A 23,198-nucleotide genomic window follows, 5' to 3' on the forward strand; every position below is an offset into this window, starting at 1 on the left:
CATCTAACGGCGCAAGCCGCCTGCCGAGGCCGGAGCACATGAATTTGAAAATTATGCCTCCGGCTGGTGTCAGCCGGAGGTTTTTTACAGGCTTTAATAATAAAAAAAGAAGGAGGTGCAACCAGACAATGGCTGTAAATGCAAAGAAAGAGGCAATCGTAGCTGAGCTCAAAGAGCAGCTCACCACCGCTAAGGGTGTTGTGCTCACCGGCTACAAAGGCCTTACTGTTGCCCAGGATACCGAGCTTCGTCGCACTCTGCGCGAGGCTGGCGTGACCTATCATGTTGTGAAGAACACCATGCTCCGTTTCGCTGCTGAGGAGGCTGGTATCGAGGGTCTCTCCGAGCATCTCGAGGGCACCACTGCTTTCGCTTTCGCTGATGATGCCGTGGCTCCTGCCAAGGTCATCTGCGACTTCATCAAGAAGAACAAGCTGGAAGACACTGAGGTCCTGACCGTCAAGGTCGGTATGGTTGAGGGCAAGGTCATTGACGCAAACGAAGTCAAGGCCCTGGCATCCCTGCCCAGCCGCGAGGAACTCATCGCCAAGGCTCTTGGCAGCATGAACGCTCCTATTGCCAACACTGTCAATGTGCTGCAGGGCGTTATCCGCAAGGCCGTCTATGTGCTTGAGGCTGTTCGCGCTCAGAAAGAGTCTGCCTAAGACGGAACTGCATGACGAAGATAAATGCTTCGCCGCTGGCACCGCAAGTGCCATTCAATAAGAAAGAAATTAAAAGAAAGATTATGGAGGTATATTAAAATGACTAAAGAAGAAATCATGGAAGCCATTGAGAACATGACTGTCCTGGAGCTGTCCGAGCTCGTTAAGGCTATGGAGGAGAAGTTCGGCGTTAGCGCTGCTGCTCCTGTTGCTGTTGCTGCTGTTGGCGGTGCTGCTGCTGGCGCTGCTGCTGAGGAGAAGAGCGAGTTCACCGTTATGCTCGCTTCCGCTGGCGACAAGAAGATCAACGTTATCAAGGCTGTTCGTGAGGCTACCGGCCTCGGCCTGAAGGAAGCTAAGGCTCTCGTTGATGGCGCTCCTGCTGCTGTCAAGGAGAACGTTGCCAAGGCTGAGGCTGAGGAGCTCAAGGCTAAGCTCGAAGAGGCTGGCGCTACTGTTGAGCTGAAGTAATTCAGTTTGACTGCATAAGCAAGTCATTTTAAAGCTGTGAGGAAGTGGACTACCGTCCACAGCCTCACGGCTTTTTTGCTTGAGAAGCTTCCTTAATATATGAAACTGAATTTTTTGTCATGAAGAAAATTCGCCCCTTGACAAAGGGGCATCCTTATGATAAAGTTATAAACTACAGGAAATTGAATAGGGATAACTGTGCGCAAGCGGAAAGGGACTGGAAGCAAGGTGTGATTTTGATTGATGCCTTGTTTTTTTTTCTGATTCATTCTTTCCGTGTTTTCTTTGCGTTCTTTCTACATTCCTATCGTTCAAGAAGTAATTTAGTTAAAATCAGGCTAAGGGGTGAAGGATTTAATGTTTAATCCTGTGCCGGTGGGCAAAAGAACCAGGTATAGCTACGCCAGAATCAAGGAAGTCATGGAAATGCCTCACCTGCTGGATATCCAGCGGGCGAGCTACAAGTGGTTCCTGGATGAGGGGCTGCAGGAAATCTTCCGTGACATTTCTCCAATTCAGGATTTCTCCGGAAATCTCGTACTCTCCTTTGAAAGCTTTTCTATGGGAGAGCCTAAGTATGACCTCGATGAGTGCAAAGAGCGTGACGTGACCTGGGCTGCGCCCCTGCGCGTCAATGTGCGTCTCATCAACCGTGAGACCGGCGAAATCAAGGAGCAGGAAGTTTTCATGGGGGATTTCCCCCTGATGACCGACACTGGCACCTTTATCATCAATGGTGCAGAGCGTGTCATCGTCAGCCAGCTGGTTCGTTCTCCCGGCGCTTACTATGGCGAGGAGATCGATCCCACCGGCAAGAAGCTCTACAATGCTACTGTCATCCCTAACCGTGGTGCCTGGATCGAGCTGGAGACGGATACCAATGATATCGTATCTGTCCGCATCGATCGTACCCGCAAGATGCCCGTGACTTATTTCATCCGGGCTTTGGGCTTTGCCTCTGACCAGGAAATCCTCCAGCTCTTTGGCAATGACCCTCGTATTGCTGCCACCATCGAGCGTGACGGTGAGGAAGTCAAGAGCCAGGGCAAGGCTGTGGTGGAGATTTACAAGCGTCTCCGTCCCGGCGAGCCTGCCAATGAGGACAACGCTCAGCAGCTTTTGGATTCCTTGTTCTTCGATCCCAAGCGTTATGACCTGGCTACTGTGGGCCGCTACAAGCTCACCAAGAAGCTGGGCTGGAAGCGCCGCATCCGTGGCCGGGTCCTGGCTGAGCCCATTGTGGATCAGTCTACTGGTGAGATTGTCATTCCCGCCAAAGAAGTTGTCACCGAGGAGATGCTGGACGCTGTCAGCGCAGAGCGTGAGCGCGAGATCTTCGGTGAGGGCAACATCATCGAGCTGTACCTCCTGAAGAAGGATGGCACGAAGATGAAGCTCCTGTGCTCTCCGACTCTGGAGATGCATGACCGTACGATTACCCGCAACGACATCATGGCATCCATCAACTACCTGCTGAATCTGATGGATGAGGTGGGCGCCACTGATGACATCGACCATCTGGGCAACCGCCGTGTCCGTGCGGTGGGCGAGCTGCTGCAGAATCAGTTCCGCATCGGTCTTTCCCGCATGGAGCGCGTGGTGCGCGAGCGCATGACCATCCAGGATGTGGATGTCATCACGCCCCAGGCCCTTATCAATATCCGTCCTGTGGTGGCTGCCGTGAAGGAATTCTTCGGTTCCTCCCAGCTGTCCCAGTTCATGGACCAGCATAACCCCCTGTCCGAGCTCACCCATAAGCGCCGCCTCTCGGCCCTTGGCCCCGGCGGTCTGTCCCGTGAGCGCGCAGGTTTCGAGGTCCGCGACGTTCACAACTCCCATTACGGCCGTATGTGCCCGGTTGAGTCTCCTGAAGGACCTAACATCGGTCTGATCGGCTCCCTGGCTACCTATGCCCGCGTAAATCAGTTCGGTTTCATGGAGACTCCTTACCGCCGCGTGGATAAGGAGAACCATCGCGTGACCGACGATGTCCGTTACCTTACTGCTGACGAGGAGGACGAGCTGGTCATTGCTCAGGCCAACGAGCCTTTGGATGACAACGAGTGGTTTGTCAACGAGCGCGTCACTGCCCGTTACAACGAGGAAACCGGTCTCCATGGCCGCGATACCGTTGACTACATGGACGTGAGCCCCCGTCAGGTGTTCTCCATCGCTACGGCCATGATTCCCTTCCTGGAGAACGATGACGCCAACCGTGCCCTCATGGGTGCGAACATGCAGCGTCAGGCTGTGCCTCTCCTCCGTACCCAGGCACCTCTGGTAGGTACCGGCATGGAGTACAAGGCAGCCTGCGACTCCGGCGTCATGATTCTGGCCAGGCGTGCAGGCACGGTTGAGGAAGTTTCCGCTGACCACATTGTCATTCGTACGGAAAACGGCGACCGTGACCGTTACAAGCTGCAGAAGTTTCTGCGTTCCAACCAGGGCACCTGCATCAACCAGCTGCCGATTGTCTACAAGGGAGACAAGGTCTTCGAGAAGCAGCCCATCGCTGACGGTCCTGCTACTGACCACGGCGAGCTGGCCCTGGGCTACAACATCATCGTTGCCTACATGCCCTGGGAAGGCTACAACTACGAGGATGCTATCCTCCTGTCCGAGAACCTCATCAAGCGCGACCTCTATACCTCCATCCACATCGAGGAATATGAGTGCGATGCCCGTGACACCAAGCTTGGCCCCGAGGAAATTACCCGGGATATCCCCAATGTGGCTGAGGAAGCTCTGAAGGATCTGGATGATGAAGGTATCATCTCCATTGGCGCTGATGTGCGTCCTGGCGATATCCTGGTGGGCAAGGTCACTCCCAAGGGAGAGACTGAGCTGACCGCAGAGGAGCGCCTCCTGCGCGCCATCTTCGGTGAGAAGGCCCGCGAGGTTCGCGATACTTCCCTGCGTGTGCCCCATGGCGAGGCAGGCAAGATTGTGGATGTGAAGGTCTTCAGCCGCGACAACAACGACGAACTGCCCCCCGGCGTGAACCGCCTGGTGCGTGTCTACATCGCCCAGAAGCGCAAGATTTCCGTGGGTGACAAGATGTCCGGTCGTCACGGCAACAAGGGTGTCGTGTCCCGCATCATGCGTCAGGAGGATATGCCCTTCCTGCCGGACGGCACTCCCGTTGATATCATGCTGAACCCCCTGGGCGTGCCTTCCCGTATGAACATCGGGCAGGTGCTGGAGACTCATCTGGGCATGGCCTGCCGCAATCTGGGCATGCAGATCAAGGCTGGCGACCCCACAGTGGAGAGTCGGCTCCGGGCTGCAGGCTATGACTTTGACAAGAACGGCATGCCTAAGCCCGATGTGGCAGGCATCCATATCGCTACCCCGGTCTTTGACGGCGCCGGTGATGCTGATGTATTTGGCACCATCAAGGCTTCCGGCCTGCCTGAAGATGGCAAGACCATCCTCTATGACGGCCGTACCGGTGAGCCTTTCGAGAACCGCGTCACCGTGGGCTGCGTGTACATGCTGAAGCTTCACCATCTGGTTGACGATAAGATTCATGCCCGTTCCACTGGCCCGTACTCCCTGGTTACTCAGCAGCCCTTGGGCGGCAAGGCCCAGTTCGGCGGCCAGCGCTTCGGCGAGATGGAGGTTTGGGCACTGGAGGCTTACGGTGCAGCTTACACCCTCCAGGAAATCCTCACGGTCAAGTCCGATGACGTGGTGGGCCGCGTGAAGGCTTACGAGTCCATCGTGAAGGGCGAGAATATCCCTGAGTCTGGTGTGCCTGAGTCCTTCAAGGTGCTTATCAAGGAGCTCCAGTCCATTGGCCTGGACATCAAGGTGCTCAATGAGGATGCCAAGGAAATCGAAATCACTGATGATGACGATGAAGATATCAATGAGACAGCCAAAAAGCTGGATCTGGATGTGGCTGGGGTTGACCCCAACAAGGAAGGCGCTCCTGTGCCCAGCGCAGGCGCTGATTCCTACGATGAAGGAGCTTCCTCGGATGATGAGCAGGTTGATCCGGAAGAGATTTCCGAAGGCATCATTGCTGACATTGGCAGCATGATGGAAGAAACCGACATGGATAACGGCGAAGGCGAGGAATAAGAAGGGAGTGTCATCTCTTTGCTGGATGTAAATAGTTTTGATTCGATGCGCATAGGCCTTGCTTCCCCGGATAAGATCCGCGAGTGGTCCCACGGAGAGGTCAAGAAGCCGGAGACCATCAACTACCGCACGCTGAAGCCCGAGCGCGATGGTCTGTTCTGCGAACGCATCTTTGGACCTACCCGTGACTGGGAGTGCCATTGCGGCAAGTACAAGCGCATCCGTTACAAGGGCATCGTCTGCGACCGCTGCGGCGTGGAGGTTACCCGCGCCAAGGTGCGCCGTGAGCGCATGGGCCATATTGAGCTGGCTGCTCCCGTGTCCCATATCTGGTACTTCAAGGGCATTCCCAGCCGCATGGGCCTTATCTTGGATATTTCCCCTCGTGCTCTGGAGAAAGTCCTCTACTTTGCCTACTATATCGTGCTGGATGCCGGTGAGACTGAGCTGGCCAAGAAGAGCCTGCTTTCTGAGAAGGAATACCACGATGCCCTCGACAAGTATGGCCGCACCTTCCGTGTGGGCATGGGCGCCGAGGCCATCAAGGAGCTTCTCGATGAGCTGGATCTGGAGAAGATGAGCGTGCAGCTCCGCAAGGAAGTGCGCACTACCTCCGGCCAGAAGAAAATCCGTGCCATCCGCCGTCTGGAAGTTGTTGAGGCTTTCCGCAAGTCCGGCAACAAGCCCAGCTGGATGATTCTGGATGTGGTACCGGTTATTCCGCCCGAGCTGCGCCCCATGGTGCAGCTGGATGGCGGCCGCTTCGCCACTTCTGACCTCAATGACCTTTACCGCCGCGTCATCAACCGCAACAACCGCCTGAAGCGCCTGCTGGATCTTGGTGCTCCGGATATCATTGTCCGCAACGAGAAGCGCATGTTGCAGGAGGCTGTGGATGCCCTGATTGACAACGGCCGCCGCGGCCGTCCCGTCACGGGTCCTGGCAACCGTCCCCTGAAGTCCCTCTCCGATATGCTGAAGGGCAAGCAGGGCCGCTTCCGTCAGAACCTCCTGGGCAAGCGCGTTGATTATTCCGGCCGTTCCGTTATCGTGGTAGGCCCGGAGCTGAAGCTCCATCAGTGCGGCCTGCCCAAGGAGATGGCTTTGGAGCTCTTCAAGCCCTTCGTCATGAAGAAGCTGGTGGCTTCTGGTGCCGCTCACAATATCAAGTCTGCCAAGCGCATGGTGGAGAGGGCACGTCCTGAGGTTTGGGATGTGCTGGAGGATGTCATCAAAGAGCATCCTGTGCTCCTGAACCGCGCCCCGACTCTGCACCGCTTGGGTATCCAGGCCTTTGAGCCGGTGCTCACCGAGGGCCGCGCCCTGAAACTCCATCCTCTGGCTTGTACTGCATACAACGCTGACTTCGACGGTGACCAGATGGCTATCCATTTGCCGCTGTCTGCCGAAGCTCAGACTGAGGCCCGCATCCTCATGCTGGCAGCCAACCATATCCTGGCTCCCAAGGATGGCAAGCCTATCATCGTTCCCACCCAGGACATGGTGCTGGGTTGCTACTATCTGACCATCCTGCGTCCCGGCGCCAAGGGCGAGGGCAAGGTGGTCACCGGCATTGCCGAGGCCCTGCTGGCTTACCAGCAGCATGAGCTTGACCTGCAGGCTGAGATCCAGGCCCGTTTGGGTGACAAGGGGCTGGTCAAGACCTCCCTGGGCCGCATGATCTTCAATGAGATCCTGCCTGAGGAACTGCGCCAGTATCATAAGGACAAGGAAACCGGCCAGTGGATCCTGGGCGAGGGCATGAAGAAGAAGCAGCTGGGCAAGCTGGTGGCTAACTGCTATAACCACTTCGGTGCTACCAAGACCGCTGAGGTAATCGATAACGTCAAGAACCTGGGTTATCACTACGCCTGCGTGGCAGGCATGACGGTGGCTATTTCCGACGTCATCGTGCCGCCCCAGAAGAAGACCCTGATTGCAGATACCCAGAAAGTGGTCAACAATGTGGAGCGTCAGTTCGCCCGCGGCCTTATCACTGAGGACGAGCGCTACCGCAAGGTAGTGGGCCTCTGGTCCAAGACCACTGATGACGTGGCAGATGCCATGATGGACAACATGGACGCCTTCAACCCCATCTTCATGATGGCTGACTCCGGCGCCCGTGGTAACAAGCAGCAGATGCGTCAGCTGGCAGGCATGCGCGGCCTCATGGCCGATCCTTCCGGTAAGATCATCGACCTGCCCATCACGGCAAACTTCCGCGAGGGTCTGTCCGTATCCGATTACTTCATTTCTTCTCACGGCGCCCGCAAGGGTCTGGCAGATACCGCACTGCGTACGGCAGACTCCGGTTATCTGACCCGTCGTCTGGTTGACGTGGCACAGGATGTCATCGTCCGTGAGGAGGACTGTGACGTTTCCACCCTGAACCTGGTTCAGGCTCGTGCCCGCCTTTCTGAGTCCACTTTTGACGCGCTGGAAATCCTCAACGACAGCCTCATGGGCCGTCTGCTGGGGGCTGATGTGCTTGATCCTGAGACCAAGGAAGTGCTGCTGAAGCGCGACACCATCCTGTCCGAGGAAGAGCTTACCCTCATCGGCGAGAAGGAAATCCGCGAAATCATGGTACGCGGTTCCTCCCTGGCTTCCGAGGCTGCCATCAGCAATGCCATGATCACCGAGCCCATAACTTTGGGCGAGCCTGATGAGGTTGCCCGCAAGAAGGCTCGTGAGACCATGATCCACGAGATGAACGGCAAGGAAATCACCCGTGATGTGCTGGCCCTGGACGGCAGCGTAGTGCTGCCTGCCGGTGAGCACCTTACCGAGGAGATCTTCGAGACCATCATGGCTTCCGATGCCAAGGAGCTCCATGTCCGCGACAACAACGTCCGCGGCATTGAGGTTGAGGCTATCATGGAAGGCGATGGTGTCATCGAGTCTCTGGCAGAGCGTATCGTGGGCCGTGTGCTGGCTGAGGACATTGACGATCCTGAAACCGGCGAGCGCATTGCTTCCGTCAACGACAGCGTGGATGAGGACCTGGCCAAGCGCATTGAGAAGGTCCGCAAGACCGTTTCCATCCGCAGCGTGCTGACCTGTAAGTCTCAGTTCGGCGTCTGCATGAAGTGCTATGGCCGTGACCTGGCTAACCAGAGCGAGGTCGAGATTGGCGAGGCTGTTGGTATTATCGCAGCCCAGTCCATCGGCGAGCCTGGTACTCAGCTTACCATGCGTACATTCCACTCCGGCGGCGTGGCCGGTGACGATATCACCCAGGGTCTTCCCCGTGTCGAGGAGCTCTTCGAGGCCCGCAAGCCCAAGCATCATGCCATTATTGCTGAAATCGAAGGCGATGCCCAGGTGGAGGACAACGGCAAGGGCATGCGCAAGGTTACCATCGTGCCTGCTGAAGGCGAGGCACGCGAGTACGCCGTGCCTTATGGCGCCCGCATGGCAGCTAAGCAGGGCATGCACATGAAGCCTGGTGACAAGATCACCGAGGGTTCCGTGAACCCCCATGACATCCTGCGTGTCTGCGGCCTCCAGGCCACCCAGCGCTACCTGGTTTACGAAGTACAGAAAGTGTACAAGTCCCAGGGCGTTGAGATCAACGACAAGCACATCGAGGTCATGGTGCGCCAGATGCTCCACAAGGTGAAGATTGAGGAGTCCGGCACTACGGACTTCCTGCCTGGCGAGTACATCGACATCAACTCCTTCGAGACTGCCAACACCAAGGCTATCGAGGAAGGCGGCGAGCCCGCAGTGGCCAAGCCCATCCTCCTCGGTATCACCAAGGCTTCTTTGGCTACGGATTCCTTCCTGTCAGCGGCTTCCTTCCAGGAGACCACCCGTGTTCTCACGGATGCTGCCATCAAGGGCAAGGTGGATCCGCTCATCGGCCTCAAGGAGAACGTCATCATCGGCAAGCTCATCCCTGCCGGTACCGGCATGAGCCGTTACCGCGGCCTGAAGGTTGTGGACAACGACCCGAAGCCGGAGGAGGCTGCTGAGGAAACAGATGTAACTACTGCCTGAGCAGAGAAATTGCATAGATGATTTATTGCCCCTGGAAAGGCTAGTTTTCCGGGGGCATTTTTCTGCTTTTATGAGAAAAAGTACTTGAGAAAATTTACTCAGAGAAATTTTATTTCTACAGGCAGGGATTTTGGCTTCTGGTAGCGAAATGTACTTTAAAATATTGCTGAGAAGTAGCATAGCCAATGCAGATTCATAAAGAAGTAGGTGAGCCTTTGTGGAGAAAGTGAAAGTAATGGTCGTCGATGATTCCAAGGTCAGTCGGGCCATGCTGGAAAGAACCCTGGCCAAGACTAACTTTGAAGTGGTAGCGATGGCCAGAGATGCCGCGGAAGCGGTGAAGATGTACGAGGAATACAATCCAGCCGTGGTTACCATGGATATGAACCTACCGGACGCTGACGGCATCGAGTGCTCCAGGCGCATTCACGCCTTAGACCCTGAGGCCAAGATTGTCATGATCAGCGCCATGAAAGATGCCAGCCTGGTGGCCAGGGGACGTGAGGTAGGCATAAGCGCTTTCTTACAGAAGCCGGTAAGTCCCAACGAACTTTTGGATACGCTGATGATTCTCTGCCAGAACAAGGCAGGGAAGGTGGCAGTGCTTCGGGAATCTTACGCAAAACCATTTATGCGTGCCCTCCAGCAGGGGCTCTTCAGCCTCATAGGAGTTCACAGCGAAGTGGAGCTTGAGCTGGACGATAGGCGCTTCCTGGAGGTTTCCGGGGTGGCAGTCATCATCGGCCTTACAGGCTATCCCAGCGGCAGGGCTATTGTCTATATGGAAGCAGAGACCATGAGGAAGTTCGCCATGGTCATGCTGGAAGAAGAGGGAGCGGAAAGCGTTGGCGATGATGAAGCCAGCGAATCTGTGGAGGAAGCAGCCAATATCATTGTGGGCAGAGGTGTTTCCAATATCAATGATGTATTCAAGGACAAGGAAATGCGCATCACACCGCCGGGCACCATCTGCGGTGTGGACATCCGCATAGCCAGTCCCAAGCTCACAACCTTCCGTGTGGTTGCCAAGACCCGTATTGGCGATATCAAGATGAATATTGGCTTTGCGGAAGGAGAATGATAGTATGGACGCAAAATTAGTTAATCCTTTCGTTGACGCATTTACCACCGTCATGCCCCAGATTGGCTTCCCTGAGCCCAAAAGGGCCAAACTCTACGTCCGGGACCAGAATGCCGTGGGCCTGGGGGTATCCGTGGTGGTGGGCTTTACCAAGCAGATTCGCGGCAATGTAGTATACAATATGGAAGAGGAGACGGCAAAGTACATTGCCTCCACCATGATGATGGGCATGCCTGTGGCAGAGTTCGATGCCATGGCTCAGAGTGCCATCTCTGAGATGAGCAATATGCTCACGGCCAATGCAGCCACCAATCTCACGGGCATGGGCTTTGAGGTGGATATCTCCACGCCATCTCTGTCCATTGGCAAGAATTTCCAGGTGAAGATCAGCGATGCCCAGTACCTTACGGTGGAAATGGATTTAGGCGGCCACATTGTGGAACTGGATATTGCTGTAGACCAGAACAACTGATGCAAAACATGAAATGCCTTCCTGCACAGTAGGGCTGATGCCTTCGCAGGAGGGCTTTTTCTGTGGCAACAGAAATTTTTTCAAAAAAGTGCAGAAAAAGTAAATTTACCTGTTGACACTGGTGGGGGACACTGCTATAATAATCCATGTCGTCGGGGCGTAGCGCAGTTTGGTAGCGCGCTTCCTTGGGGTGGAAGAGGCCGTGGGTTCAAATCCCGCCGCTCCGACCATTATGAATGGTTAAGGCTCTGCACTTAGTGCAGAGCCTTTTTTGTTGCATTCCCCAAAGGGGAAGGTTTTATTGTAGGCGAAACAGTCTAAACATTGTTGACATTTTGATTGATTTCTGGTAGTATATGTAAAAAGAGGAGTGCAGCCTCCCGGGAATGGTAATGCTAGCCGAAGGGAAGCGGAGCTCTTGCCGTGGATTGGTAGACTGGAGCGCAAAGGAGGGGGACGTCCGATGGGCCCGTAAAGCGATCCCAATGGCAGATATGAGAACGGAAAATAGCATATTGAAGAGGCCGGCAGCCGGTCAGGTGGACGCACCCGTAAGGCTTGCCGGTTTTCTTATGGAAATACAGAAAATGGCCTTTTGCTTGCCATTATTTGTAATTATTTCTTTGTGAAAGTGTAAACATGTAACCTATAATTTGCCCTCGGGAATTGACAGGGGGCAGTGCCTGTGTTAAGCTTTTGAAAATATATTTTCCAAGTCTAAAGAAAGAAGGGGTTACGTTGGCATTCTATTTCAAGGAACCATCACATACGTTCGGGGAGTATCTTCTGGTACCGGGCTATTCGTCTGAGCAGTGCATCCCGGCGAATGTGTCCCTCCGCACGCCGCTGGTGAAGTTCAAAAAAGGCGAGGAACCCAAGCTCTCCATGAACATCCCCATGACGTCTGCCATCATGCAGTCCGTGTCCAATGACACCATGGCCATTGCCCTGGCCAAGGAGGGTGGCGTTTCCTTCATCTATGGTTCCCAGACCATTGAGGAAGAGGCGGCTATGGTGGCAAGGGTCAAGAGCTACAAGTCCGGCTTTGTAAGCTCTGATTCCAATATCAAGACCACCACCACCCTGGGCGAAATCCTGGCTCTCCTTGAAAAGACCCGTCACTCCACCATGGCTGTCACCGAGGACGGCACTTCCAATGGCAAGCTGCTGGGCATTGTCACCAGCCGTGACTACCGCATCAGCCGCATGAGTCTTGATACTCAGGCTGGTACCTTCATGACCCCTTTCGAGAAGCTGATTTGCGCTGATGCTGATACCACCACTCTTTCCCAGGCTAACGACCTTATCTGGGAGCACAAGCTGAATATGCTGCCTCTGGTGGACAAAGAGCAGCGCCTCCGCTACATGGTATTCCGCAAGGACTACACCGACAGCAAGGAAAACAAGTTCGAGCTGTTGGACAAGGACAAGCGCTATATCGTGGGCGCAGGCATCAACACCCGTGACTACGCCGAGCGTGTGCCGGCCCTGCTGAAGGCTGGCGCAGATGTGCTCTGCATTGACTCCTCTGAGGGCTTCTCCGAGTGGCAGCGCATCACCCTCAAGTACATCCATGAGAACTTCGGTGAGGATGTGAAGGTGGGTGCAGGCAACGTAGTGGATGCTGATGGCTTCCGCTTCCTGGCTGAGGCTGGCGCAGACTTCATCAAAGTCGGTATCGGCGGCGGTTCCATCTGCATCACCCGCGAGACCAAGGGCATTGGCCGCGGCCAGGCCACGGCTCTTATCGATGTCTGCAAGGCTCGTGACGAATACTACGAGGAGACTGGCGTCTACATTCCTGTCTGCTCTGACGGCGGTATCGTCCACGATTACCACATGACCTTGGCACTGGCCATGGGTGCTGACTTCCTGATGCTGGGACGCTACTTCTCCCGCTTTGACGAGAGCCCCACGGCCAAGATCAAGCTCAACGGCAACTACTACAAGGAGTACTGGGGCGAAGGTTCCAACCGCGCCCGCAACTGGCAGCGCTATGATTTGGGCGGCGCCAAGAAGCTTTCCTTCGAGGAGGGTGTTGACTCCTATGTGCCCTATGCTGGTACTCTCAAGGACAATGTCATGACCACTACCGCCAAGATCCGCTCCACCATGTGCAACTGCGGTTCCCTCTCCCTGCCCGAATTCCGGGAGAAGGCCCGTCTGACCCTGGTGTCTGCTACCTCCATCGTGGAGGGCGGCGCCCATGACGTCATTAAGCGCGATCAGCTGGGACGCGACTGATAGCAAAAATATCATATTGAGGGTTCGGAGCACAGGCATAGCAGCGCTTCACTTGTGCCCCTCACTCACTTTTTAACTCAAGAGCACCGCAAGGTGCTCTTTTTCATTAGAATTTCAAGCGTAGCGCAGGTCAAAGGTTTATAATGATAGGAGGGCTATTGGTTGCTTTTAGTTGCAGCTGGCACCGGAGACGAAATTTCTAGGAGGCAGATAAGATATGCGGGTTCTATTGGCAGAGGATGATAAACGCTTAGGCAAGCTTATACAATACATGTTGGAACAGAACAATATCCAGGTGGAATGGGTCACCAATGGCAGCGATATCTATGAATACGCCATGTATGCCGATTATGATATCCTGGTGCTGGATTGGATGATGCCCGGGGAGAACGGCGTGGACGCCTGTGCCAGGCTCAGGCGGGACGGTTACGAGCGGGCTATCCTCATGCTCACCGCCCGTGATTCTGTGGAGGACAGGGTAACCGGGCTGGATGCAGGGGCTGATGATTATCTGGTGAAGCCTTTCGAGTTTGCAGAACTCCTGGCCCGCCTGCGCGCCCTTGGACGTCGCAGCACCCAGAAGATCCAGCAGGATGTGGTGGAGGTGGGGGATTTCACCCTGAACCGCACGGCCAAGGTCCTGAAGAAGAAGGATCAGGTTATCCAGCTTTCTCCCCGGGAATTCCAGATATTTGATCTGCTGGCCCAGAATATTGGCATTGTGGTGCCCAGAGATATCATCCTGGACCGCATCTGGGGGCTGGAATCTGATGTCAGCTCCAACAACATTGATTCCTATATGAAAATCCTCAGAAAGAAACTTGATACCGGTGACGGACAGACTGTCATCAAGACCGTCCGCGGTGTAGGCTATAAGCTGGAGGCTGGTGCCTGATGGCCATTTCCGAGAATCTTTTCGGCCGCAGCCGCCAGCGGCTTACGATGCTTTATTCCCTGGTGATGATTGTTTTCCTGGCGGTGATTCTCTTTGTGATGCACCGCTCCATGGAGTGGTCTATCACCTCTGAGCAGGCCAGGGAGCTTCTTGATACTGTTGAGAATGTCAGCGATGCCCAGAATTATCTCAACCAGCATCCGGAGCTGGTGATAGATGACAGCGTGGTGTACAAGAGCACCAATGACAGGCTGTTCTTCTATGTTTTCGCCGAGGATGGGCGGCTGCTGAATTTTTCCCGGGCTTCTTTCCGCATTGAGCCCTTTATCCTTGACGTGATGCAGGACTGGAGCCTGCCGGAAGGAGAGGTGTCCGTCTTTACCAAGACAGGGGAAAATGGGCATAAGAGCAAGATCATGATGACTGCCAAGGAGGTCACGGGCACCTGGAATGGTGCTACAGGCCAGCGGGTTTATGTGGGCAAGGACGTCACTGCCATGTACAATGGCATGGAAAAGTCTACCTATGCCCTGGCTATCGTTGGCGTGGTGGCCCTGCTGATTGCTGCAGGGGTGGGTCATATCCTTTCAGGACGTGCCATGATACCCCTCAAAACCGCTTACGAAAAGCAGCGTCAGTTTGCAGCAGATGCTTCCCATGAGCTCAGGACCCCCCTGGCGGTGGTCATGGCTTCGGCTGAGCTCCTGCAGAATGACCCCAGCATACAGTCCCCTTTCCTCAAGCAGGTCATTGAGGATGTGCGTGATGAGGTCAAGAAGATGACCAAACTGGTCAGCGACTTGCTGGTGGTGGCAAGAAGCGACAATAAGGCTCTCAAGCTGAAGCCCCAGAAATTTGATCTGGCGGGACTGATTGAGCAGACCTCCCGTCTGATGCAGCCTTTGGCAGACCAGAAGCACATCACCCTCAACACCTACAATCTTGAGAGGACGGAAATACAGGCTGATGAGCAGAAGATCCGCCAGCTGATCCTGATCTTGGTGGATAATGCCGTCAAGTATACTCCGGAGGAAGGCACGGTGACCGTGTCCCTGCTTAAGGCAGAAAAGGGACGGGTGAAGTTTGCTGTGGCCGATACTGGCATTGGCATTGCTCCCGAGGATCAGGAAAAGGTCTTTGACCGCTTCTATCGGGTGGATAAAGCCCGCTCCCGTGAGATGGGGGGCAACGGCTTAGGCTTGGCCATTGCCCAGGAAATAGTGAATCTGCACAAGGGGCATATCCGCATAGAGAGCGCTTTGGGGAAGGGCACCACCTTTATAGTGGAGCTTAAGGCCCGCCTCACCAACAAAGGTTGGGCAGGGCTTACCCGTCAGGAAGAAAAGCCGGCGGAAGTATGAGAAAAAAATTCCTTTAAGCAGGAAACAGAGATATAGAATGCGAATATATGCCCAAATGCTCAAAGATGAGCGATGGGGAGGCGTTTGCAAGATGGGGAGAGTGAGTCTCGCTTGTGACATGGAGGTGCTTGGCTTGAAGCATGGCGGTTTTGAGGAAAGGCTTGATGGCATACTGACCAGGGCCGCCCTGCGTCTTCAGGAGCGTATGCGCCTGGCCTATTTCCGGGGCGAGCTCATAGATTATCTGGGCAAGCTGGGACTGAAGGAAGAGATAGACGAGTCGATTCTTGAAAGGGAGAGCCTGCTGGAACTGCAGGATGAAGCTGTGCTGGTGCTGGCCAGGAAAATCCGCTATGCCCGAAAACAGGGCTTTTTGAAGGATTACCTGAAGCAGGTTAATATGATGGAGATCCTTTATCTGGAGAAGGAAAGGCAGACCAAGGGCAGGGGTAATCTCAAGCCCATGCCCGCAATCCATAGCGTGGAGCGGGAAAATCGAGATTCCGCTCAGGCAATCCAGGACAGGGAGCTGCGCTCGCAGCGGTTCAAGGTGATAAAATAACATAATGGCGAGACCTCCGAGCCGTGGGCTGGGAGGTCTTTCTTTTTTGGCTTCGCATAAAGCAGAAAAGCCGCCCTTACGGGCGGCCTTGGCCAATCAATCTTCGGTTGCAACGTGCTTTTCTGTGATGAGTATCTTGTCAATCCTGGCTCTGTCCATGTTCAGCACTTCAAAGGTATAACCCTGCCAGTCTTTCTTTTCACCTACTTTTGGTATATAGCCGAAGCAGGAGGTCAAAAATCCTCCCATGGTCTGGTAGTGGTCGTGGTCTTCATCGGGCAACTCTTCGATTTCGAAGCGCTCCTTGAAATCATCAATGGAGTAGAGGCCGTCCACCAGCCAGGAATGGTCATCGCGGGCGGAAATCTGGGGGGCGGTGGGTTCACCTACGGCGATGGTGTCGCCTATGATTTCTTCCAGAATGTCCGTGAGGGTCACGAAGCCCACCACGCCGCCGTATTCGTCCAGCACCATGGCCTCGTGTATGTCGCTGTCCTTCATCTTTTCCAGCACCCGGAAGGTTTCCATGGAACGGGGCACGAAGATGGGCTTGTGGATGTACTGGGCCAGGTCAAGGGACTTGCGGGAAAGGCTGGCATCCAAGAGCTCCTTGGCATAGAGGACGCCGCAGAAGTCATCAAGGCTGTCCCGGCCCACGGGGAAGACCGTCTGGGCGGTTTCCCTTATGAGCCTCAGGTTGTGCTTCAGGGGATCCGCCAGGTCCAGCCAGAGCATTTGGGGGCGGGGGGTCATCAGAGCATAGATGGTCTGGTCGCTCATGTGGAAGATATTGTCCACCATGGCCTGCTCTGTCTTTTCAAAGGTGCCTTCCTCCGTGCCCTGCTCAATGAGATCCTTGACTTCGTCTTCAGTGACGCTTTCCTGAGATTGGGGATTATGGCCTGTGAGCAGCAGCAGCAGCTTGGCCAGGCCGGAGGTGAAGATAAGCCAGGGAGAGGAAAGGGCAGAGAGCCATTTCAAAGTCCTGGGGGTATGGGGGGCGCCGTCTTCGTCCTCGCTGGCTTTGGGCAGGAAGCCCTTGAGAGTCAGGGTGAGGCAGGCGGCAAAAGAAAAGATGAACAGGACCGATAAAAGTAAGACGGTGATTTTCAGCCAACTATTAGGGTCAGGATTATCCAAGATATACACTCCTTAATGGTGAGAAATTGCTTCGGTTTCAGTCAGAAGTTAGATAAAAACCGCCCGAGGGCGGTTTTTTTAGCTATGGGATTTTACTTGTTGTTCCTGTGAGCCAGAATTCTGATGACCTTGGCACCGGTGTTATGGATTTTCCTCAAGGGGGCCACATGGGTCTTCACCTTGGGCTTGATTTCCTTCAGGGTGGTGAAATCCCCACGCTTCAGGAGGGTGGTCTTGGTCTTGTCCGGCTTGAAGAAGGAACGCATGGCTTTGGAGATTGCTTCAGGCTGGGCATCTTCCTTGCAGAGGAAGATGTCCATGGCCACATATTTCAGATCGCTGTAAACCTGCAGGGAGATGTGGCCTTCCTCCAGAATACCCATCAGGGCATGATGGTCATCCTCTACCTGCTCACAGCACAGGCTGATGAGGCTGGCACCATTTTGGGAAAGGCTGCTCTTCAGGGTCTTCTTGATGAGATCTATGTCGGTAAGCTGACTGTTCTTGCAGTTATACAAATCCACCGTCAGGTGCCTTGCATTAAGTTTCACGAACCAAACCCTCCTTGTTAGTATGTAGTCATAAAGTAAATTATAAATGATAATGGTCTATTTCGTCAATCAGTCCCGGAATCCTTCTTTTTCCTGCTGGTGGCTGCGATTATAGGTGAAAGCCCGGGCTTTGGCTGCTGGTGTTTTTCGTAAATGCCTGCCAGGATAAAGGCGGCTGCAGACAGGGCCATGAGGATGGAACTGGTGGTCTGGGCACTGGTGAGCAGTCCGAAGACTTTTTCCGTATAATCTCCCCGCAGGAATTCCAGGCAGAAGCGGGCCAGGCTGTAGAGGAAGACGTAGAGGGCAAAGCACTGGCCTTTGGCGTGCTTGTGGCTGCGGAACATCAGCAACAGGGCGAAGATGACCATGTCCAGCTGTCCTTCCCAGACCTCTGCAGGCCAGAGAGGCTGATTGCCATAGGTGCGGTGGGCAAGGGTGGTGTCAGGATAGACAATTCCGAAGCTGCTGCCGGTGGGGGCGCCGAAGGCATCGCCATTCAGCAGGTTGGCGCAGCGCCCCAGAGCCTGCCCCAGGATGATGGCAGGAGCCAGGATATCCATCAGCGCCAGGGTGTCCAGTTTATGCTTCCTGCAATAATAAACACCTGTCAGCACTCCCAGCAGCACTCCGCCCTGTATGGCCATGCCCCCTTGCCAGACAGCAAAGAGTTCCGTCAGATGGTGGGAATAGTAATCCCAGTCAAAGAAGAATACATCCCAGAGCCGGGCGCCAATCAGTCCCGCAATGCCGCAATAGATGCCAAGGTCCACGATGTGCTTCTCATAACCTTTGTTTTCTTTTTTAGCCAGAAAATAGCCTACTCCCGTAGCCAGGATGATGGAGAGGGAAATGACAAGTCCATAGCTGCGGATGGGAAAGTTTCCTATATAGAATAAATATTGGTGCATATACAGTCCTCCTTAGGATAGTTTACATTATAACGCTATTGTCCAAATTTTGTCGACAGACAAAATCTGAACAATGGCGTTCCAAGGAAGCTTTGAGCCCCTTGGAACGCCTTACGCTGTGTCTGCCTCTAAAGGGGCTGGCTCTGCTTCGCAGAGCACCGTGGCTTGTGTTAGCTAAATGTTAGTAGTAAAATATAGACAAGAAACAGGAGGAATGGACATGGCAGCTTTTCGTATCAACCGCACCAATGACGCCGTATTCAAGGCAGTATTTGCCAAGCACCCGGAGATTACCCTGGCCCTTATCAATGCTTTCTTTGAGTTCCAGGGCACAGAGCTTCTGACGGATATTGAGTTCATAGACAGGGAGCTTGACGCTGACGAGTATGAGGGGAAGGAATCAAGGCTGGATATCCTTGGCCAGACGGCTTCGGGTGTCAAGGTGAATATTGAAATGCAGGTCAATTCCCTGACCTCTATGGGAGAGCGTTCCCTGTACTACTGGGCGAAAAATTATGCTGACCTCAAACGTGGCGAGGAATATGATCAGCTGAAGCGCACTGTGGCCATCAATATTCTGGGCTTCAACTTGTTCGATGTGAAGGCCTACCCGGATATGCACAGCTGCTTTGGCGTTTACGACATCAAGACCAAATGCCAGCTCACGGACAAGCTGGAGATACATTTCCTTGAGCTGCTGAAGTTCAAGGGCAAGAGCGTGAAGGACATGAACCGCATGGAGAAATGGGCGGCCTACTTCTCCCCCAGCACCCCGGATGAGGAGCTGAAGGAGATAGCTGAGAGCGAGGCTGCCATTCGTGACGCGATGGAGGTGGAAGATATGTTCACCAAGGATGAAGTGGCCAAAAGAGCCTATGATAAAGCGGAGAAGTTCCGCCGTGATCAGGCAGCACAGATAAAATATGTCAAAGAAGAAGGCATAAAGGCCATGGTTATAACCTTGAAGGAACTCAATGTTGACAAGGCCACAACAGCAGACAAACTCATGGCCCGCTTCGGCCTCCAGCCCAAGGTGGCCCAAGGGTATGTGGAAGCCAACTGGTAAAAGATGTAAAGCTCCGGGAGACCGGGGCTTTTCTTGTATATGTGTGGCTGGCATAGGGGAGGAAGCGCTCATCGCCATTTCCACAGTGGGTTTCTCTATCGTGTTTTCTACCAGTCCTTAAGTTTTTTTAGAAAAATACGATATATGAATATGTAGGTTTATCCGTATGTGCTATTTGTCGTTTAGACTATAATTGGTATAAGCTATTAAAAGAGAGGATGGTGGGAATGCGTATACTAACTAATGTTACAAAGCAAGAGCTTGAATACTATGTTCGCCAGTCAACAAGTAAGGCAATTCACGAGCGTACCATGAAGGATTCCATTTTTATTCCCAAAGATGATAAATCTGCTGCGGCTGCTTATGTTGCTAACCATAACACCGTAAAAACATACAATACGGAAGATAAGGTTGAGATTTCAGCATTAGGGCAAGAACTTAATCAAAGCGAAAACGAAAAGGCTACATCAAAAGCTAAAGATAACAATTATAATATTGCATTTAATATCATTCATCGAGGCAATAAAAACAGCCTATCTATTTCTTTTGAGAATTCGGCTATGCTGAATCGTGCTGTGGAGCAAGGGTATATCGAGGTTGACGGTAGACAGGTGGAACTGTCTGACGATGTAAAAAAACAACTTCTGGCAACAAACGAACAGATTCAGAACTCTAAAAAGGCCATTTTTATGCACAACATGCTTTTACATGAAGCTGCCAATGCTCGTCAGTCTAGTGATGCCATGAGAGAAGCCAACGATAAAATGTCTCGTGCTATGACCACTGCGTCTCGTATTATGCATGGAAGAAAAGTTTCTCCAGCTGATGAAAAGGAACTAATGGAATTCAACAAAGATCTTTATGCTATGGCCAAAAGTGCCGCCGCTCTTGCTGAACATCAACGAAAGAGAGAGGACAGAGAAGACGAGAAAATTTCAGCAGAGAATGATGAAGCAAGAGCTAGAGAAAGCGAGCCAAAGGATTATAGTGTGGAAGAAATACCAATGCCAACAACAGAAGTACAGATGGATATATCCTTTGATAGTGAAAATCCACAAGTGACAGCTGTCGGTGTGGGAGTTTTATCTTCTTGATACAAAATAATGAATATCAACAATGTATTTACAATATGCAGTGAGGTGAATTATTGTGGATATTCAAGGAGTGATCACATATAATAGTCAACAAACTTATCATTCTTCTCAATCTTCCTACAGCCCAACTGAAAAAACCAAAGTTGATGAATTAAAAAATAATGATGAAGAAATATGCATTGCTTCTACGGATAAGGTAGATGCAGAAATTGCACAATTGAAGGCAAGAGAAGCCCAACTATCCAAACGTCTAAGCAGCATTGCTAATCCTGAACAACAAGCAGCCTTAGAAGATGAATTATCAAAAATAGAACATGAACTTCGCCAAAAGGATAATGCCATCTATCGTCGTCAAAATACAGAGTTTTCATCTGGTATAGATATTCAAGCATAATATACGAAAAGCAGAAAACATAGGGGTTCGATGGTTGCCCTCGTCATTGAGGGGCTATCAGAAATAGTGCCCGTCCATGGAGGCACGCTGCCGCACACCGCAGCTCCATCGCCGCAAAGCCCAGCCCGCCTCCGTTCTCCGATAATGTCCTTACGGCTATCATTGCCGGAACACAGAAGCGGAGGGGAGAAGGGGCAGCACCCGTCACCGATAGCCAACATTGGAGCAGAGAACCGCCGCTTTAGCGGCGTGTGAATCGCTCCCCGAGCGAAGCGGGTGGGATCGTAGGACTAAAGGCGCTTCACGCTCAAGTTCGCCCTCCGAAGCCCACCGGCCCGCCATCACGGCGGGCCTTTTCTGCTGGCTGCGTTTCTTGCTGGACGGTGCTACACTCTCTACAAGTTATATCGGCAGAGGATGAAATATGTGAAAGCGGGCAGGAATAAATTGTATTTATGTAGAAAATAAAAACTTGTATGTTTACTGATGTTGATTGTATACTTGTAACATGGGTGTTCGAAACACCGTGAAAATGGGAAGGGGACGTTGGGAATATGCCTGTTATGGAATATCTGGAGCGCAACGCAGAGCTTTATGGGGATGAAGTTGCGCTGGTGGAACTCAATCCCACAGAGCCGGACAACCGGCGCATGAGCTGGAAGGAATACAGCCTCATTGAATCAGACCGCTTCGCTCCCTATAGGCGGGAAATCACTTGGAGCGTGTTTGAGGAAAAGGCCAACCGCTGTGCTAATCTGCTTTTGCAGCGGGGAGTCCGCAAGGGGGACAAGGTGGCCATCCTCATGTACAACTGCCTGGAGTGGCTGCCCATTTACTTTGGCATCCTGAAGACGGGGGCCATTGCCGTGCCCTTCAATTTCCGCTACGATGCGAAAGAGATTCTCTACTGCGCGGAATTGGCCGAAGTAAGCGTGATCATCTTCGGCCCCAGCTTCATTGGCCGTATCGAGACAAATGCGGAAAGACTGTCCAAGGGGCGGCTGCTCATCTATGTGGGGGATGGCTGTCCTCCCTTTGCGGAAAGCTACCATCTGATGGTGGCGGATTGCCCCAGTACCAGGCCAAATGTGCCGCCCCTTACGGATGATGACTTTGGCGCCATCTATTTTTCTTCGGGCACTACGGGCTTTCCCAAGGCCATCCTGCACAAGCATCTGAGCCTGACCCAGGCCGCCCAGATGGAGCAGAAGCACCATGCCACCACCCACGAGGATGTTTTCCTGTGCATTCCGCCCCTTTACCATACGGGGGCGAAATTCCACTGGATGGGCAGCCTGGTGACAGGAGGCAGGGCGGTGCTTCTGAAGGGTACCAAGCCGGAAATCATCCTGCAGGCCGTTTCCCAGGAGCACTGCACCATCGTCTGGCTGCTGGTGCCCTGGGCGCAGGATATCCTGGGAGCACTGGACAGGGGAGAGCTGAAGCTGGAGGACTATGAGCTGGCCCAGTGGCGTTTGATGCACATCGGCGCCCAGCCTGTGCCCTCAAGCCTCATCCGTCATTGGAAAAAATACTTTCCCCATCATGACTATGATACCAATTACGGCCTGTCGGAGTCCACTGGGCCGGGCTGCGTGCATCTGGGCATGGAAAATATCCACAAGGTGGGGGCCATCGGCGTGCCGGGCTACCGCTGGGTCTGCAGGATTGTGGACGAAGCAGGCCGGGAGGTGCCCCAGGGCGAAGTCGGGGAGCTGTGCGTGAAAGGTCCCGGGGTCATGACCTGCTATTACAACAATCCCCAGGCCACCGCCGAAGTCCTGCGGGAGGGCTGGCTCTTTACCGGGGATATGGCCATGCAGGACGAGGATGGTTTTTTTTTCCTGGTGGACCGCAAGAAGGATGTCATTGTCAGCGGCGGCGAGAATATCTACCCCGTCCAGATCGAAGACTTCCTTCACAAGCATAGGAAAATCAAGGATGTGGCGGTCATCGGCATGCCGGACAAGCGGTTGGGGGAGATTACGGCAGCCATCATCCAGGTGAAGGAAGGGGAGGCTTGCACAGAGGAGGAAATCCAGGATTTCTGCCTGGAGCTGCCCAGGTACAAGCGCCCCAAGAAAATCATCTTTGACGCGGTTCCCCGGAATGCCACGGGGAAAATCGAAAAGCCGAAGCTGCGCAAGCTGTACGGCGCAGATAATCTGGTAGAGAGGCAAGTGGAGAGCGAGGAAGAATGAGC

General features: G+C 53.5%; 17 protein-coding genes, 1 tRNA gene and 1 other annotated feature (1 of these 19 running past the window's edge). Of the genes, 15 read left to right on the plus strand and 3 right to left on the minus strand.

The window, feature by feature from the left end; translation table 11 throughout:
• Positions 1-95 (plus strand) — a sequence feature (ribosomal protein L10 leader region); it begins 43 nt to the left of the window's first position.
• Positions 96-128: 33 nt separating this feature from the next.
• From rplJ to BLW59_RS02460, 11 genes are all read left to right on the plus strand, one after another.
• Positions 129-665, plus strand: a complete 537-nt coding sequence (gene rplJ, locus BLW59_RS02405; protein ID WP_029545202.1) for a 50S ribosomal protein L10 — start codon at positions 129-131, stop codon at positions 663-665.
• Between the two features lie 99 nt (positions 666-764).
• On the plus strand, positions 765-1,136 hold the full coding sequence (gene rplL / locus BLW59_RS02410; protein ID WP_029545201.1) for a 50S ribosomal protein L7/L12: 372 nt from the start codon (positions 765-767) through the stop codon (positions 1,134-1,136).
• A 357-nt stretch (positions 1,137-1,493) separates the two neighbouring features.
• The gene (gene rpoB, locus BLW59_RS02415; RefSeq protein WP_074695823.1) at positions 1,494-5,222 is read left to right on the plus strand and encodes a DNA-directed RNA polymerase subunit beta; all 3,729 of its coding nucleotides are present in this window, start codon (positions 1,494-1,496) and stop codon (positions 5,220-5,222) included.
• Between the two features lie 18 nt (positions 5,223-5,240).
• Positions 5,241-9,224, plus strand: coding sequence for a DNA-directed RNA polymerase subunit beta' (gene rpoC / locus BLW59_RS02420; RefSeq protein WP_074695824.1), 3,984 nt, complete (start codon positions 5,241-5,243; stop codon positions 9,222-9,224).
• A 217-nt stretch (positions 9,225-9,441) separates the two neighbouring features.
• On the plus strand, positions 9,442-10,305 hold the full coding sequence (locus BLW59_RS02425) for a response regulator (protein ID WP_029545174.1): 864 nt from the start codon (positions 9,442-9,444) through the stop codon (positions 10,303-10,305).
• Positions 10,306-10,309: 4 nt separating this feature from the next.
• Positions 10,310-10,777 carry a chemotaxis protein CheX gene (locus BLW59_RS02430; RefSeq protein WP_029545172.1) on the plus strand — a complete coding sequence of 156 codons (468 nt, stop codon included), beginning with the start codon at positions 10,310-10,312 and terminating at the stop codon, positions 10,775-10,777.
• A 153-nt stretch (positions 10,778-10,930) separates the two neighbouring features.
• Positions 10,931-11,007 (plus strand) — tRNA-Pro (locus tag BLW59_RS02435).
• Positions 11,008-11,515: 508 nt separating this feature from the next.
• On the plus strand, positions 11,516-13,021 hold the full coding sequence (locus tag BLW59_RS02445) for an IMP dehydrogenase (protein WP_029545168.1): 1,506 nt from the start codon (positions 11,516-11,518) through the stop codon (positions 13,019-13,021).
• Positions 13,022-13,238: 217 nt separating this feature from the next.
• A complete protein-coding gene (locus tag BLW59_RS02450) occupies positions 13,239-13,916 on the plus strand; it encodes a response regulator transcription factor (RefSeq protein WP_029545166.1) in 678 nt (225 codons plus the stop codon).
• Complete coding sequence (locus tag BLW59_RS02455) at positions 13,916-15,277, plus strand: sensor histidine kinase (RefSeq protein ID WP_051650389.1); 1,362 nt, start codon at positions 13,916-13,918, stop codon at positions 15,275-15,277. Before BLW59_RS02450 ends, BLW59_RS02455 begins: the two co-directional genes overlap by 1 nt.
• Before the next feature lie 91 nt (positions 15,278-15,368).
• Positions 15,369-15,839 (plus strand): hypothetical protein, encoded by a 471-nt coding sequence (locus BLW59_RS02460; RefSeq protein WP_139283504.1) that lies wholly within the window; start codon positions 15,369-15,371, stop codon positions 15,837-15,839.
• A gap of 96 nt (positions 15,840-15,935) precedes the next feature.
• Here BLW59_RS02460 and BLW59_RS02465 read toward each other — a convergent pair whose 3' ends face one another.
• From BLW59_RS02465 to lgt, 3 genes are all read right to left on the minus strand, one after another.
• Positions 15,936-16,979 (minus strand): hemolysin family protein, encoded by a 1,044-nt coding sequence (locus BLW59_RS02465; RefSeq protein ID WP_318253597.1) that lies wholly within the window; start codon positions 16,977-16,979, stop codon positions 15,936-15,938.
• 92 nt (positions 16,980-17,071) lie between these two features.
• On the minus strand, positions 17,072-17,530 hold the full coding sequence (locus BLW59_RS02470) for an S-adenosylmethionine decarboxylase family protein (RefSeq protein ID WP_074695827.1): 459 nt from the start codon (positions 17,528-17,530) through the stop codon (positions 17,072-17,074).
• Between the two features lie 65 nt (positions 17,531-17,595).
• Positions 17,596-18,441, minus strand: coding sequence for a prolipoprotein diacylglyceryl transferase (lgt, locus tag BLW59_RS02475; RefSeq protein ID WP_074695828.1), 846 nt, complete (start codon positions 18,439-18,441; stop codon positions 17,596-17,598).
• Between the two features lie 220 nt (positions 18,442-18,661).
• Here lgt and BLW59_RS02480 point away from each other — a divergent pair, with 220 nt between their 5' ends.
• From BLW59_RS02480 to BLW59_RS02495, 4 genes are all read left to right on the plus strand, one after another.
• Positions 18,662-19,507 carry an Rpn family recombination-promoting nuclease/putative transposase gene (locus BLW59_RS02480; RefSeq protein ID WP_074695830.1) on the plus strand — a complete coding sequence of 282 codons (846 nt, stop codon included), beginning with the start codon at positions 18,662-18,664 and terminating at the stop codon, positions 19,505-19,507.
• Between the two features lie 227 nt (positions 19,508-19,734).
• A complete protein-coding gene (locus BLW59_RS02485) occupies positions 19,735-20,601 on the plus strand; it encodes a hypothetical protein (protein ID WP_074695832.1) in 867 nt (288 codons plus the stop codon).
• 55 nt (positions 20,602-20,656) lie between these two features.
• Positions 20,657-20,995 carry a hypothetical protein gene (locus BLW59_RS02490; RefSeq protein WP_074695834.1) on the plus strand — a complete coding sequence of 113 codons (339 nt, stop codon included), beginning with the start codon at positions 20,657-20,659 and terminating at the stop codon, positions 20,993-20,995.
• A 554-nt stretch (positions 20,996-21,549) separates the two neighbouring features.
• Complete coding sequence (locus tag BLW59_RS02495) at positions 21,550-23,196, plus strand: class I adenylate-forming enzyme family protein (RefSeq protein WP_074695836.1); 1,647 nt, start codon at positions 21,550-21,552, stop codon at positions 23,194-23,196.
• Positions 23,197-23,198 lie beyond the last annotated feature (2 nt).

Source organism: Selenomonas sp. KH1T6, assembly GCF_900108415.1.
In the GTDB taxonomy this organism is placed as follows: Bacteria; Bacillota; Negativicutes; order Selenomonadales; family Selenomonadaceae; genus Selenomonas_B; species Selenomonas_B ruminantium_A.

Excerpts from the sequence above, each read along its gene's own strand:
- rplJ (WP_029545202.1), top strand. The coding sequence starts at position 129 with ATGGCTGTAAATGCAAAGAAAGAGGCAATCGTAGCTGAGCTCAAAGAG.
- rplL (WP_029545201.1), top strand. The coding sequence starts at position 765 with ATGACTAAAGAAGAAATCATGGAAGCCATTGAGAACATGACTGTCCTG.
- rpoB (WP_074695823.1), top strand. The coding sequence starts at position 1,494 with ATGTTTAATCCTGTGCCGGTGGGCAAAAGAACCAGGTATAGCTACGCC.
- BLW59_RS02430 (WP_029545172.1), top strand. The coding sequence starts at position 10,310 with ATGGACGCAAAATTAGTTAATCCTTTCGTTGACGCATTTACCACCGTC.
- BLW59_RS02450 (WP_029545166.1), top strand. The coding sequence starts at position 13,239 with ATGCGGGTTCTATTGGCAGAGGATGATAAACGCTTAGGCAAGCTTATA.
- BLW59_RS02455 (WP_051650389.1), top strand. The coding sequence starts at position 13,916 with ATGGCCATTTCCGAGAATCTTTTCGGCCGCAGCCGCCAGCGGCTTACG.
- BLW59_RS02460 (WP_139283504.1), top strand. The coding sequence starts at position 15,369 with ATGGGGAGAGTGAGTCTCGCTTGTGACATGGAGGTGCTTGGCTTGAAG.
- lgt (WP_074695828.1), bottom strand. The coding sequence starts at position 18,441 with ATGCACCAATATTTATTCTATATAGGAAACTTTCCCATCCGCAGCTAT.
- BLW59_RS02480 (WP_074695830.1), top strand. The coding sequence starts at position 18,662 with ATGGCAGCTTTTCGTATCAACCGCACCAATGACGCCGTATTCAAGGCA.
- BLW59_RS02485 (WP_074695832.1), top strand. The coding sequence starts at position 19,735 with ATGCGTATACTAACTAATGTTACAAAGCAAGAGCTTGAATACTATGTT.
- BLW59_RS02495 (WP_074695836.1), top strand. The coding sequence starts at position 21,550 with ATGCCTGTTATGGAATATCTGGAGCGCAACGCAGAGCTTTATGGGGAT.